12 protein-coding genes and 2 pseudogenes are annotated in these 12,591 nt (G+C 65.5%); 11 read left to right on the top strand and 3 right to left on the bottom strand.

All coding sequences use genetic code 11. The features are described 5' to 3' along the window. Positions 1–112: 112 nt before the first annotated feature. The gene (locus ACFQXB_RS14920) at positions 113–1,084 is read right to left on the bottom strand and encodes a helix-turn-helix transcriptional regulator (protein WP_377405447.1); all 972 of its coding nucleotides are present in this window, start codon (positions 1,082–1,084) and stop codon (positions 113–115) included. 152 nt (positions 1,085–1,236) lie between these two features. Here ACFQXB_RS14920 and ACFQXB_RS14915 point away from each other — a divergent pair, with 152 nt between their 5' ends. The 10 genes and pseudogenes from ACFQXB_RS14915 to ACFQXB_RS14870 all read left to right on the top strand — a co-directional run bounded on the left by ACFQXB_RS14915 (position 1,237) and on the right by ACFQXB_RS14870 (position 10,055). Beyond that, positions 1,237–2,112 carry a carbohydrate ABC transporter permease gene (locus ACFQXB_RS14915; protein ID WP_377405445.1) on the top strand — a complete coding sequence of 292 codons (876 nt, stop codon included), beginning with the start codon at positions 1,237–1,239 and terminating at the stop codon, positions 2,110–2,112. A 3-nt stretch (positions 2,113–2,115) separates the two neighbouring features. Next, positions 2,116–3,015 carry a carbohydrate ABC transporter permease gene (locus ACFQXB_RS14910; protein ID WP_449301249.1) on the top strand — a complete coding sequence of 300 codons (900 nt, stop codon included), beginning with the start codon at positions 2,116–2,118 and terminating at the stop codon, positions 3,013–3,015. Positions 3,016–3,018: 3 nt separating this feature from the next. Then, a pseudogene (locus ACFQXB_RS14905) lies at positions 3,019–3,455 on the top strand (ABC transporter ATP-binding protein); the annotation flags it as partial. 90 nt (positions 3,456–3,545) lie between these two features. Continuing rightward, positions 3,546–4,130, top strand: coding sequence for an ABC transporter ATP-binding protein (locus ACFQXB_RS14900; RefSeq protein WP_377405700.1), 585 nt, complete (start codon positions 3,546–3,548; stop codon positions 4,128–4,130). Between the two features lie 21 nt (positions 4,131–4,151). Further along, positions 4,152–5,390: an ABC transporter substrate-binding protein gene (locus tag ACFQXB_RS14895; RefSeq protein ID WP_377405443.1), complete on the top strand. Its 1,239-nt coding sequence runs from the start codon at positions 4,152–4,154 to the stop codon at positions 5,388–5,390. A gap of 88 nt (positions 5,391–5,478) precedes the next feature. Beyond that, the gene (gene pglA / locus ACFQXB_RS14890) at positions 5,479–6,948 is read left to right on the top strand and encodes a polygalacturonase PglA (protein WP_377405441.1); all 1,470 of its coding nucleotides are present in this window, start codon (positions 5,479–5,481) and stop codon (positions 6,946–6,948) included. After that, positions 6,942–8,033, top strand: a complete 1,092-nt coding sequence (locus ACFQXB_RS14885; protein ID WP_377405439.1) for a glycoside hydrolase family 88/105 protein — start codon at positions 6,942–6,944, stop codon at positions 8,031–8,033. Before pglA ends, ACFQXB_RS14885 begins: the two co-directional genes overlap by 7 nt. A gap of 6 nt (positions 8,034–8,039) precedes the next feature. Further along, on the top strand, positions 8,040–8,372 hold the full coding sequence (locus ACFQXB_RS14880; RefSeq protein ID WP_377405437.1) for a hypothetical protein: 333 nt from the start codon (positions 8,040–8,042) through the stop codon (positions 8,370–8,372). A 94-nt stretch (positions 8,373–8,466) separates the two neighbouring features. Then, positions 8,467–8,724, top strand: a complete 258-nt coding sequence (locus ACFQXB_RS14875) for a helix-turn-helix domain-containing protein (RefSeq protein ID WP_377405435.1) — start codon at positions 8,467–8,469, stop codon at positions 8,722–8,724. Then, complete coding sequence (locus tag ACFQXB_RS14870; RefSeq protein WP_377405433.1) at positions 8,724–10,055, top strand: type II toxin-antitoxin system HipA family toxin; 1,332 nt, start codon at positions 8,724–8,726, stop codon at positions 10,053–10,055. Before ACFQXB_RS14875 ends, ACFQXB_RS14870 begins: the two co-directional genes overlap by 1 nt. 156 nt (positions 10,056–10,211) lie before the next feature. Here ACFQXB_RS14870 and ACFQXB_RS14865 read toward each other — a convergent pair. Together ACFQXB_RS14865 and ACFQXB_RS14860 are read right to left on the bottom strand one after the other, a co-directional pair. Further along, positions 10,212–10,420 (bottom strand): annotated as a pseudogene (locus ACFQXB_RS14865) (IS5/IS1182 family transposase); the annotation flags it as partial. Between the two features lie 298 nt (positions 10,421–10,718). Further along, the gene (locus ACFQXB_RS14860) at positions 10,719–11,264 is read right to left on the bottom strand and encodes a GFA family protein (RefSeq protein ID WP_377405431.1); all 546 of its coding nucleotides are present in this window, start codon (positions 11,262–11,264) and stop codon (positions 10,719–10,721) included. Positions 11,265–11,450: 186 nt separating this feature from the next. Here ACFQXB_RS14860 and ACFQXB_RS14855 point away from each other — a divergent pair, with 186 nt between their 5' ends. Beyond that, positions 11,451–12,539 carry a hypothetical protein gene (locus ACFQXB_RS14855; protein ID WP_377405429.1) on the top strand — a complete coding sequence of 363 codons (1,089 nt, stop codon included), beginning with the start codon at positions 11,451–11,453 and terminating at the stop codon, positions 12,537–12,539. The last annotated feature ends 52 nt before the right edge of the window (positions 12,540–12,591 follow it).

Raw genomic sequence — 12,591 nt, 5'->3', positions numbered from 1 at the left:
AGGCAGAAGGCAGAAGGCAGAAGGCAGAAGGCAGAAGGCAGAAGGCAGAAGGCAGAAGGCAGAAGGCAGAAGGCAGAAGGCAGAAGGCAGAAGGCAGAAGGCAGACTGGGGGTCAATCGTCCCCGGCCATTCCGGCGTTCGACGCCCCGGGCTTGAGCGGGTAGATCACCTGCCCGTCCTCTTCGCCACGCGGCCATTGCCCGTCGCGGCGCAGGCGCAGCTGTTCCTGCCAGCCGCGCGGGCTGATGCCGATATGTTGCTTGAAGAGCCGCGAGAAATAGTAGCTGTCCTGAAAGCCCAGGCGATGGGCGGTCTCGGCGACGCTCAGCCCCGCCTCCAGATACTGCATCCCCATTTCCATCCGCCGCGCCTCCTGAAAACGGGCGGGGCTGGCGCCAAGCCTGCGGCTGAACTCGCGCCGGAAATAATCGGGGTTGTAGGGCGCCGCCGCCACCACCCGTTCCGACAGGCCACGCTGCAACGGGTCCGAGGCAATCCGCGTCGCCGCCAGCGTGATCGCGGCCGCAAGTCCGCCGGGTTCGTTCAGCGCCGCGTCGTCCCGCTCGGTCCAGGCGATGAAGGCATCCTCGATGAACTCGGTCAGCAGGAACATGAAGGCATGGTGCATGGCCAGCGTCACCGATCCCGCCGGCGCGGTCGCGCGGTAATGGCGCACCAGCGGCCCCACCACCTGCCAGCGCGACAGGCGCACGATCCGCCGGTAGCGCATCCGCGACAGCAGATCGTGCCGCCCGAAAAGGTCCAGGCGGAAATGCTGGGCAAGGCCGGTATAGGTCACCGCGGGATCGGGGTTGCGCCCCTGAAACCGCGTCCCGGCCGGGATCATCATCGCCATCCCTGGCAAGAGCCGCACCCGTTCGTCCCCAAGGACATAGTCGCCCTGCCCGCCGAGGCAGATCACGAGGTCATGGACCGTGTTGACCTTGTCGATGGACCAGCTGTGCGAATGCTGCATCCGGATCGCGGAACGTGTCAGCGTCAGGTCGAGCGCCCGGGGCGGGATCGCCGCCAGAACGCCGGGACTGGTTGCAGGCATGGTTTCAGGATATTCGGAATCGTCCATCTTTTTCTACACGAATGTCAATTCATCCCGGCTCCATAACCGGGATACTAGCCCATCACCGCACCAAAGTCGCGGACAACGCCATTCGAATCGAGGAGGAGCGATTTGATGACGCTGCACCAAACCCGCCCGGGTTCCGGGGGCGCGGGGTAATGGAGAGCCGCTTTCTGGGCCTGGCCTACCTGTCCCCCTATATCATCGGCCTCTTGGTCTTCACGATGATTCCGTTTCTCGGATCGCTGTATCTCAGCTTTACCGATTACAACCTGATCTCGGCCCCGGTCTGGTCGGGGCTGGACAATTTCCGAGACCTGCTGAGCGACCGGACCTTCCAGCGCTCGCTGCGGGTGACGCTGCTTTACGTCTTTCTGACGGTGCCGATCAAGCTCGCCTTCGCGCTCTTCATCGCGGTGATCCTGAACTACCGGCTGCGGGCGATCGGGTTTTTCCGCACCGCCTATTACGTGCCCTCGATTCTTGGCGGGTCGATCGCGGTGGCGGTGCTCTGGCGCTACATCTTCGCGGATGCGGGGCTGGTGAACATGGTGCTGACCACGATCGGGTTCGAGCCGGTCAACTGGTTCGGCGATCCGGTCAACGCCCTTTTCACCATCACGCTGCTGCGGACATGGCAGTTCGGATCAGCCATGGTGATCTTCCTTGCGGCGCTGCAGGCGGTGGACAAATCGCTCTACGAGGCCGCGGCGATCGACGGGGCGGGGCGCTGGCACAGCTTTTTCCACATCACGCTGCCGCTGATCACGCCGGTGATCTTCTTCAACCTCATCATGCAGATGGTCCAGGCCTTTCAGGAGTTCAACGGGCCTTACGTCATCACCGGGGGCGGGCCGCTCAAATCCACCTATCTGCTGCCGCTCTACATCTATGACGAGGCGTTCAGGAACTTCAACATGGGCTATGCCTCGGCCATCGCCTGGGTGCTGTTCCTCATCATCATGGCGCTGACGCTGGTCGCGTTCTGGTCCTCGAAAAAGTGGGTCTATTACGCCGGCGACAAGAGGAGCTGAGACATGACCGATCTTGCCGAACCCGCCACCATTCCCACCATCACCGCCCTGACGCCCGAGGATCGCCGCGCGGTCCGCCTGTCGGCCACGATCCGCTATACGCTGCTGATCGCGGTGGGGTTCGTGATGCTCTATCCGCTGATCTGGCTGATCGGGGCATCCTTCAAGACCAATTCTGAGATCTTCAGCGGCATCGGCTTCATCCCGTCCGAGCCGACGCTCGATGGCTACCGCAAAGGCTGGCAGACCTCGACGCCCTATACCTTCGGGCGGTTCTTCTGGAACACGTTCCTCATCATCCTGCCCAAGACGGTGTTCACGGCCATCTCCTGCGCGCTGGTCGCCTATGGCTTTGCCCGGTTCGAGTTTCCGTTCAAGAAGCTCTTTTTCGCCAGCCTGATCGCGACGCTCTTGCTGCCGAACGTCGTCACGCGCATCCCCCAGTACATCCTTTTCCGCGATCTGGGCTGGCTTGACACCTACCTGCCGCTCTGGGTGCCGTCGGCCTTTGCGGGCGATGCGTTCTTTGTCTTCATGCTGGTGCAGTTCCTGCGCGCGATCCCCCGGGACATGGAGGAAGCCGCCCGCGTCGATGGTGCGAACAGCCTGCAGACGCTGCTTTACATCGTCGTGCCGATGCTGCTGCCGGCGCTGATCTCGGTCGCGCTGTTTCAGTTCATGTGGACGATGAACGATTTCCTCGGGCCGCTGATCTACCTGTCCTCGGTCGAGAAATTCCCCGTCAGCCTCGCGCTCAAGCTCTCGATCGATACGACCGAGGCGTTCGACTGGAACCGCATCCTCGCGATGTCGGTGCTGGCACTGCTGCCCGCGCTGATCGTGTTCTTCATGGCTCAGAAATACTTCATCGAAGGCATCTCTGCCGGTGGGGTGAAAGGATAACCGATGGCCCGACTTGAGATCAGGAATCTGGAAAAGACCTATGCCAATGCCTTCAAGGCGGTGCATGGCATCAACCTCGATGTCGCGGATGGCGAGTTCATGGTGCTTGTCGGCCCTTCGGGCTGCGCGAAATCGACCACGCTGCGGATGATCGCGGGGCTCGAAAGCATTTCCGGCGGCGAGGTGCGGATCGGCGAAAAGGTCGTGAACCGGCTCCAGCCCGGCCAGCGCGGCATTGCGATGGTGTTCCAGAACTATGCGCTTTACCCACATATGAACGTGCGCAAGAACCTTTCGTTAACCTTTCGTTCGGGCTGCGGCTGCAACGGGCACCGAAGGCGGAAATCAAGCGCCGCACCGAAGAGGTCGCGCGCATCCTGGAAATCGAGCCGCTGCTCGACCGGTTGCCGAAACAGCTTTCGGGCGGGCAGGCGCAGCGGGTGGCGCTGGGGCGGGCGCTGATCAAGCAGCCGGATGTGTTCCTGTTCGATGAACCGCTCTCGAACCTCGATGCCAAGCTGCGCGCCTCGATGCGGGTGCGGATCACCGGCCTGCACCGGCGGCTCAAGGAGGCGGGGATGTCCTCGACCGTGATCTACGTCACGCATGACCAGACCGAGGCGATGACCATGGGTGACCGGATCTGCGTGATGAAGGACGGGCGTATCATGCAGGTGGCTGATCCCAAGACGCTTTATGACCGGCCCGCCAATGCCTTTGTCGCGGGCTTCATCGGCAGCCCGGAAATGAACCTGATCGAGGGGCGGCTGGACGGCGCTGCGTTCCGCATCGGCGACCAGGCCCTGCCGCTGCCGGATGAGCTGATGGCCCGCCTGCGCGGCTGGACCGGCACCGCGACGCTGGGCATCCGCCCGCAGCATCTGCGGCTGAACGCGGGGCCGGGGCTGCGGGCGCGCGTCACGGGGGCCGAGTTCATGGGCCATGAGGTCGTCCTGCATCTGGAGGCCAGCGGCGCGCGGCTGGTCGCGGTGCTGCCGGCGGCCGAATACGCGACGCTTGACCGCGGCGCCGAGGTCACGCTGACCGCCGAACCGGGCATGGCGCATGTCTTTGACGGGCTGGGCGAGAATGTCTCGCTTCCCGTCACGCACTGAACAAAGGGAGGGAGAAAACCAATGAGACTGCTGACCACGACGATCATCGCGGGCCTGGCCGCAAGCGCCGCCCAGGCCGACAGCCTTCGCATGTCCTGGTGGGGCGGCGACGCCCGCCACGCCCAGACCCAGCAGGCGCTGGCCATCTGCGGCGAAAAGCACGGCCACCAGATCGCGGCCGAGTTCACCGGCTGGTCCGGCCATCAGGAACGCATCACCACCCAGATCGCCGGGCGGACCGAGGCGGACATCATGCAGATCAACTGGCCCTGGCTCCCGCTCTTTTCCCGCGACGGGACGGGCTTTGCCGATCTGCGCGACTATGACCACATCATCGACCTTTCGCAGTTCACCGACGAACAGCTTGCGGGAGGGGAGATCAACGGCGTGCTGAACGGCCTGCCGGTGGCGGAAACGGGGCGGGTCTATTTCTTCAACAAGACGGTCTTTGACGCCGCCGGTGTGCCCCTGCCCACCAACTGGAACGAGGTGCGCGCGGCCGCCGGACGCCTGGGCGAGGGTGTGATGCCGTTCGAGGCGCAGGGGCTGAACGCGATCTTCCTTGTCTCGACCACCGTCACCCAGCGCACCGGCAAGGATCTGATCGATCCTGAAACCACCACCGTCGCCTGGACGCCCGAGGAACTGGCCGAGGGCATCCGCTTTTACCTCTCGCTGGTGGAAGAGGGGGTGATCCGCAGCTGGCAGCAGGTCGCGGGCGAGGGGAATATCGAGCTTTTCGAGATGCGCCCCTGGGCCGAGGGCCGGATCGCCGGCACCTATGAATGGGATTCGGCCTATGCGAAATATGCCGACCCGCTGGGGGACCAGGAACTGGTGCCGGTGCCGATGCTGCAGGTCGCGGATGCGGTGAATGACGGCACCTATCGCAAGCCCTCGATGCTGTTCGCGATTTCCCGCAACTCGCGCAGCCCCGAGGCCGCGGCCCAGATCATCGACTGCCTGCTGAACGACCCCGAGGCGATCGACATCCTGCGGGATTCGCGTGGCATCCCCGCCAGCGGCATCGCCGTCGAGCGTCTTGCCGCCGAAGGCGGGATCGACCCGAACGTGCAGGCGGCCCATGACATGGTGCTGGCCGGGAACGGCCCCACGCCCTCGCCGCTGAACGAACACCCCAAGGTGCGCGAGGTCTTTGCGGACTATCTGGAAGCGGTGGCCTATGGCCAGATCGGCCCGGACGAGGCCGCGGGCGAGATCGTGCACGAGATCAACCGCGCCATCCGCAGTTTCCGTTGAAACGGATCCGCGCGGCCCCGGTCGCGCGGGCCTGAAAGACCCGGCGGCGCCCCCTGCCGCCGGCCACCAAAGGGATCAGGAGCGTTCCATGGAACTGGACATCGTGGCGCGGGCGCCGCGCTCGGTCGCGCTGCGTCTTGCGGTGCCGGGCAGTCTTTACCATCTGCCGCGCCGCCTCGGCTGGCGGCTGACCGGCGCGGGTCTTGGCCGGCAGGGTGAGACGGACCGCGCCGTCACCGCATTCCATGACCTGGCGCCCGGCACCCGCGTCACAATCGAGATCGAGGGCTTTGCCCCCCTCACGGTGGAAACCCTGCCCTGTGCCGGAGCGGCCGTCCTGACCGACGCGGACCGGGCGCAGGCGGCGCTCGATGCGCTGCCCCCCGGCGGCAGCCTGATCGTCCCCGCCGGGCGCTGGCAGGTCGCGCCGCTGCTGATCCCGTCCGGGCGGCACCTTTATCTCGCCCCGGGCGCGGAACTTGCCGCCCCGGCGGACCGCGCCGACTGGCCGATCCTGCCTGCCGATCAGGGCGGCACGTGGGAGGGGCTGCCCGATGCCTGCCATCGCGCCCTCCTGACGGCAATCGATGCAAGCCACATCACAATCTCCGGCCCCGGCCGCATCGACGGCGGCGGCAGCCGGGGCGACTGGTGGACCTGGCCAAAGGAAACCCGGAACGGCGCCCGCCGCGCCCGGCTTCTGCACCTGATCGGCTGCACGAATGTCACGGTCCTTGGCCCCACCGTCGCCAATTCACCCAGCTGGACGATCCATCCCTGGCGCTGCCGCGATCTGACCTTTGCCGCCGTGACCGTGGAAAACCCGCCCGACAGCCCCAATACCGACGGGCTGAACCCCGAAAGCTGCCAGCGGGTGCGGATCGACGGGGTCCGCTTTACCACCGGGGACGACTGCATCGCGATCAAGGCCGGCAAGCGCAGCGATGGGGGGGATGGCGGCCATCTGGCGCCGACCCGCGACATCCGCATCCGCCATTGCCGGATGGAACGGGGCCATGGCGGCGTCGTCATCGGATCCGAGATGTCGGGCGATATCACGGATGTGGAGGTGAGCCAGTGCGAGATGATCGACACCGATCGCGGCCTGCGCATCAAGACGCGGCGCGGGCGCGGCGGCACCGTCGCCCGGATCGCGATGCGCGATTGCAGCCTTGATGGCGTGGACACGGTGCTGGCGATCAACGCCCATTATCACTGCGACCATGACGGCCATTCCGCCGCCGTCCAGTCGCGCAGCCCCCAGCCCGTCGGGCCCCTGACGCCCCGGATCGATGCCGTCACGCTGGAACGGATCGAGGCGCGGCGCATCCGCCTGGCCTTTGCCGCCTGTCTGGGCCTGCCCGAGGCGCCGGTGACGGGCCTCGCGCTCCGCGATATCACCGCCGGATTCCAGCCCGGACCGGCAGCACCCCCCCTGATGGCCGACGGCATTGTCGCGGTCAGCGGCGCGGGCCTGCTGGCGGAACATTGCCAGATCCTTTCCGCACCCGACCTGCCGCGCGGCCCTCTGACAGCCAAGGATTTCGCCCCATGCTAGACTATTTCGACGCCTTTGCCGCCCGCTATGAACCCTACAAGGGCGGCGCCTGGTGCTATGAGGACGGCTGCATCTATCGCGGGCTCGAACTGCTGTTTCAGGCGACGGGCGAGGCGCGCTGGCAGGATCACCTGATCCGGCTTGCCCGGGCGCAGGTCGGCCCCGACGGGACGCTGGCCGGTTACGACCCCGAGGATTACAACATCGACAACATCCTGTCGGGCCGGGTCCTGTTTGCGCTGGACCGCTGGACGGCCGATCCGCGCTGGATGGCGGCGGCCGACCGGTTGGGGGCGCAGCTGGCACACCATCCGCGCACGGCGGGGGGCAGCTATTGGCACAAGAAGATCTATCCGCAGCAGGTCTGGCTCGATGGGCTTTACATGGGCCTGCCGTTCCAGATCCAGCTTGCCCAGCACCGTGGCGACCAGCGGGCGGTGCAGGACGCGCTCGCGCAACTGGCCGAGGCGTTCACCCTGACGCTGCGGCCCGACGGCCTTTGTGCCCATGGCTATGACGCGGTGCGGGCGCAGGGCTGGGCCGATCCGGTGACGGGCCAGTCGCCCGCCGCCTGGGCGCGGGCGCTGGGATGGCAGGCGATGGCGCTGGTCGATTGCGCGGAACTGGTGGGGCCAGCGGCCTTTGCGGCGGTGGGGCTGGCGGGGCGGACGACGGCGCTTCTGGTGCGGATACTGGCGCTGCAGACCGAGGGGGGCGGCTGGCTGCAGGTGATCGACATGCCCGATCTGCCGGGGAACTACGCCGAAAGCTCGGCCAGCGCGATGTTCGCCTATGCGCTGCTTTCGGCCGGGGGCGCGGGCCTTGCCCCCCCGGGGGCAGAGGCCGGGGCCGCCCGCGCGCTTGATTTCCTGCGCGGCAAGCTGCGCGCGGACGCGGCCGGCCTGACGCGGCTGACCGGGATCTGCCATGTTGCGGGGCTTGGCGGTTTTTCCGGGCGCTACCGCGACGGAACCCCGGAGTATTACCTGAGCGAACCTGTGGTCAGCGACGATTCCAAGGGCACCGGCCCCCTGATGATGGCCGCCGCGCGCCAGCACCTTCTGACGCTGGCGCAGGTGGCCTAGGGGGCGGTGCAGAACGTCCTGCCGTCCGGGCGCCGCAACCATCATTCGGGTGCGGCACATGGTCGGACGGAGAGTGCGGGTATTGGTCTTTTTCGCAGCTTCGCTGGCTGCGCCTTTGGAGATCATCGAGCAGCAGCTGACAATCTGGCGCGCATCGCATACGTCAAGCATCTCGGCCGAAGGCCTTTGATCGCGCAACACTATCGTCTGCAGATGGAAGGCGCCGCTTCGATGCCGGATCCTTCGGGAGGTCGCATTCTGGCGGGTGAAGACTGCGCATCAACCCTGAGCTTTGCAGCCGACGCACAAGAACAGAACATGGATTTGAGCCGGCGATGAGGTCCCGAAGTGATGGTTTTGGGTTTTCTTGCATAAGTGATGATTTTGGGGTATTTCAGAATTTCTACCTGTTCATCACCATTCCGGACCTGATATGCATACCCAGATTCTTCGTGACGGGACCGGCCTCAACCAGGCCCTGCGCAGCCGCCGCAAGGAGTTGGGGTTGACGCAGGAAGAACTTGGGCAGCGGGCGGGACTGGCGGCCAAACATGTCTCGCGCATCGAGAATGGCACCCATGAGCCGAAGGTTTCGACGCTGTTCGCGCTCGTGTCGGCGCTTGGCCTGGAACTTGCCCTTGGCGAAACGGGCAAAGTCGCGTCCGTGCCCTCGGTCAAGGACATCTTCTGATGGGGCGTCCACCGGTTGTCCGGCGCCTCGATGTCCGTATCAACGGGCGCCTGGCCGGCGAGTATCGCTACAACCCGGCAGGCGGCGTCAGCTTCGCCTATGATGCCGACTGGCTGGCGTGGGAGTTTGCCTTCCCGATCTCGCGGCAGCTTCCGCTGATGGGAGGCGCCCAGTCCGGTGCCCATGTCAACGCGGTGTTCGAGAACCTGCTGCCCGACAACGCCGACCTGCGCCGCCGGATCGCCGAGCGGACGGAAGCCCGCAGCGATCGGCCGCATGATCTGCTGGCCGCAATCGGACGCGACTGCATCGGTGCGATGCAGTTCCTGCCGCGGGGCGAGGATCCCGGCGACCCGTTCCGGATCGAGGGCGCCCCGCAGTCCGAGGCCGACATCGCGGCCATGATCCGGGATCTGGCAACCTCGCCGCTGGGTATCCGCGCGGGCGACACATTCCGCATCTCCCTTGCCGGCGCGCAGGAGAAAACCGCCTTCCTGTGGCACGACGGTGCCTGGCTGAAGCCCGCCGGGCTCACCCCCACCACGCATATCTTCAAGCGACGGATGGGGATCGTCTCGCACGGCATCGACATGACCGACAGCGTCGAGAATGAATGGCTCTGCCTCAAGCTCGGCGCCGCCATGGGCCTGCCGGTCAACGAGGCGAGGATCGAGAGTTTCGAGGAGCAGACAGTTCTGGTTGTCACCCGCTTCGACCGCACCCCGCGCGAGAAGGGCGGCATCCTGCGCCTGCCACAGGAAGACTTCCTGCAGGCGCTCGGCTTCGAATCCGGACAGAAGTATCAGGAGCATGGCGGCCCCGGGATACAGGACGGGCTGCGCCTGCTCGCAGGCTCGCGCGAGCGCCTGGCCGATCAGCAGCTGTTCCTCAAGGCGCAGATCGTGAACTGGATTCTCGCCGCCATCGACGGACATGCCAAGAACTACTCGCTCTTCCTCGGTCCGGGCGGGTTTGCCATGACGCCGCTCTACGATATTCTCAGCGCCGCCCCGGCGATGAAGACAGGCGCCTTCCGCCACAGGGAATTGCGCCTGGCGATGTCGGTGGGCAGACGGCGGCATTACCGCCTTGACCAGATCCAGCCGAAGCATTTCGAAGAGACAGCCGGCCTTGCGAAGGTTCCGCCAGAAGTCCGGCGCCAAGCCTTCACGGAACTGGCCGAGATCGGGCCGCAGGCCATCGACACGGTGGCAGATGCATTGCCGCAGGACTTCCCGGATCGCGTCGCGGGACCGATCATCGCACATGCGAAGAACCGGATGTCCGTGCTGACAGATCAGGTCGGTGCGGGCGTGGTCGGCCGTTCGTGATCCGTCAGCACAAGTGCTGTCGCGCGATTTCCCCGGCCCTCATCGCCCGTCATGCACTGCGGGTGTTGCCGAGAACCTGGGGCAGCCGAACTTCCGGATGACAGTCAGGCTCCAGCCGTGGTGAAGATCAGAGCCGGAAGATGATGGCTGGACGTGGGCGATGGCGGACAGGAAGACCTTTGGGCACCTGTCGTCGCGGGCAGCGCTGCGGCGCCTGCTCTTCGATCTGCCGAACATGATCTCGATGCGATTGCGCCGTTTGTAACGGGCCTGGCGGAGCGGACGGCCCCACCGGGAATTACAGCTGGGATGCCAGTGGCTTAACTTGTGTTCAAAGCTTCGCGAAACCCGTCGGCATCGTATCCCAACGTCGCCGCTGTCGCCCTCGCCGCAAACGGCCCGTGCCATTCGGGCACTTCTGCGACACGGGGCGAATCATGGAATCCGTGCCGCAGCGGGCCGGCTGACGAACCCGCGCCCCCGCGAAAACCCTGCGATAGTTGCTGGCTTGGCGGGTTTTCACCTGCACCAGGCGGTACAAGTTGAGCCGCACCATCAGTGCCATCCCCGCGCATGGCTCCGATCGATCTTTCACCTGGGCCTTGAGAGAGGCCGTTGCATGGCGTCGGTCCGCGGCGTGGCCGCTGATCCGGAAGGGGGCGATCAGCCGTCGCCGCGAGAGCGGGGCTGACCGGCTGGGGCAGCCGGCCCCGGGCCTTCTGCCTCCGCCCAGGTGAAGGTGGGCATCATCCGGGCCTGCCACAGCGCGCAGATCGCATCCATGCTGTCGGGCTGTTCGTCGAAGACCATCGCCCCCGGGTCGGGGTGCAGCCACGGCTGACGCGCGCGGGCCCAGATATGTGCGGCCGGAACCAGCCACGAGGTGTCATCCAGCGTTCCGGCGCGCAGGTGGCACAGGGTTGCGCCGCGCCGCATGTGCAGGATGCGCGTTCCGCAACTGGGGCAGAACCGGGCCTCGGTTACCGCCCCCGATGCCGTGTCGCGCGACCATTCCGCCGTCCGGCCGCTTATCTGCAGATCATGACAATGCACGCGCAGCGACTGGCCGAAGGCACTGCCCGACTGTTTCTGACATTCCCGGCAATGACAGATGAAGAAGGCGAGCGGGATTCCTCGCAGCTGATAGCGGATGTTTCCGCATTGGCATCCACCCGGCTGCGGAAGTGGAACCTCCGATAATGTATGCATTATTATCCCTTTCCTTCTGCGGGCAGCGCGAAACTTGGCTCAACCTGGGAGAAAACCCTACCAATTTTTCGCGAATCATCTAGGCTCATTTGAGTTACACTGCGCGAGCCTTCTGGGGAGGAGACCGTTCGCGCCGCGGCGCGGCTTCATCAGTGTACACAATATCGCTTCTGGGGAGGAGTATGTATGAGTCGCATCAACGTGTTACGCGGGCTGGCGGGAGGCTGCGCCATTGCCATCTGGGTCGCAACCGGGGCAGCCGCCCAGCCCATCGACCTGACCGGGCAGACAGTCACCATCGTGCATAATGCCGCCCCTGGCGGCGCAACCGGACTGGGCGCACAGATTGCCGCAAATGCCTGGGCCAAGACCATGGCAGGGGCGCCGACCATCGTGGTGCAGTCGGTCGAGGGAGGTGCCCTTTCGCGCGGCATTCTTCAGGTGATGAACGCGCGGCCCGACGGACGCACCATTGGCTGGCTGGCCTGGAACGGATCCACCCGCATCCTCGATCCCGAGCCGCTGCAGATCCCCTTTGCGAACTTCGGGCTGATCGGCGGCGTGGGCGGAGCGACCTTCCTTGTGCATGTTTCGGTTGATGCCGAAAACGGCCCCAGGGATGCCGATGACGTCGTGAACCTCGATCATCTCCGGTTTGGAGGCTACAATCCGAAAAGCGCCCCGTCCATGCGCACGGCGGCGGCGCTGGACATGCTGGGCGTCGATTATACCTTCATCTCCGGCTTTTCGGGGGATAACCCGCTTGAGGCCGCTTTGCAGCGCGGGGAAATAGACGCCTATCCGGCGACCTCGGTCTTCTATAACCAGCAGTTGCGCGACGGGCCAATTGCTGCGGGGAAGTCATTCAGCCTGTTCTACTTCACCGGCCCCAACGAAGCGGGCGACGCTTTGCTGGAAGACCCGTTCCTGCCGGGCGAAGAGACCTTTGATGCCTATTTCCGCAGGGTAACCGGGTCCGAGCCGAGCGGCCCGGAATGGGAAATGATCAAGTACCACGGGCGCGTGACCGATCCGATCAACTGGCTGATCGTCGCACCCCCGGGAACGCCCGAGGACCATCTGCAGATGCTCAGGACCTCTTTCGCCGAAGCGACGCAGGACCCCGAGTTTCTGGCGGAGGCCGAGCGCATCTTCGGCCGCGTCCCCACCATTTCGCATTTCGAGCAGGTAGAGGCGATCGTCGAGGAAATCGCCAATACCCCGCCCGAAATGCGCGACCTGATGAGCAGCTACATCGCGAAGATGGAACGGTGATGCCGCGCCGGGTGCCGAGGCGCGGCACCCGGATCTGACCGCAGGACGGCCG

Source organism: Halodurantibacterium daqingense (assembly GCF_042666235.1).
Taxonomy (GTDB): Bacteria; Pseudomonadota; Alphaproteobacteria; order Rhodobacterales; family Rhodobacteraceae; genus Halodurantibacterium; species Halodurantibacterium daqingensis.
The sequence above is the reverse complement of the archived record's forward strand: the minus strand, read 5'-3'. Positions and strand labels throughout refer to the sequence as shown.

What these genes read in the sequence shown, in the direction of transcription:
- ACFQXB_RS14900 (WP_377405700.1), top strand. Translation starts at nt 3,546, where the DNA reads ATGCGGGTGCGGATCACCGGCCTGCACCGGCGGCTCAAGGAGGCGGGG.
- ACFQXB_RS14885 (WP_377405439.1), top strand. Translation starts at nt 6,942, where the DNA reads ATGCTAGACTATTTCGACGCCTTTGCCGCCCGCTATGAACCCTACAAG.
- ACFQXB_RS14915 (WP_377405445.1), top strand. Translation starts at nt 1,237, where the DNA reads ATGGAGAGCCGCTTTCTGGGCCTGGCCTACCTGTCCCCCTATATCATC.
- ACFQXB_RS14875 (WP_377405435.1), top strand. Translation starts at nt 8,467, where the DNA reads ATGCATACCCAGATTCTTCGTGACGGGACCGGCCTCAACCAGGCCCTG.
- pglA (WP_377405441.1), top strand. Translation starts at nt 5,479, where the DNA reads ATGGAACTGGACATCGTGGCGCGGGCGCCGCGCTCGGTCGCGCTGCGT.
- ACFQXB_RS14870 (WP_377405433.1), top strand. Translation starts at nt 8,724, where the DNA reads ATGGGGCGTCCACCGGTTGTCCGGCGCCTCGATGTCCGTATCAACGGG.
- ACFQXB_RS14895 (WP_377405443.1), top strand. Translation starts at nt 4,152, where the DNA reads ATGAGACTGCTGACCACGACGATCATCGCGGGCCTGGCCGCAAGCGCC.
- ACFQXB_RS14860 (WP_377405431.1), bottom strand. Translation starts at nt 11,264, where the DNA reads ATGCATACATTATCGGAGGTTCCACTTCCGCAGCCGGGTGGATGCCAA.
- ACFQXB_RS14920 (WP_377405447.1), bottom strand. Translation starts at nt 1,084, where the DNA reads ATGGACGATTCCGAATATCCTGAAACCATGCCTGCAACCAGTCCCGGC.
- ACFQXB_RS14855 (WP_377405429.1), top strand. Translation starts at nt 11,451, where the DNA reads ATGAGTCGCATCAACGTGTTACGCGGGCTGGCGGGAGGCTGCGCCATT.
- ACFQXB_RS14910 (WP_449301249.1), top strand. Translation starts at nt 2,116, where the DNA reads ATGACCGATCTTGCCGAACCCGCCACCATTCCCACCATCACCGCCCTG.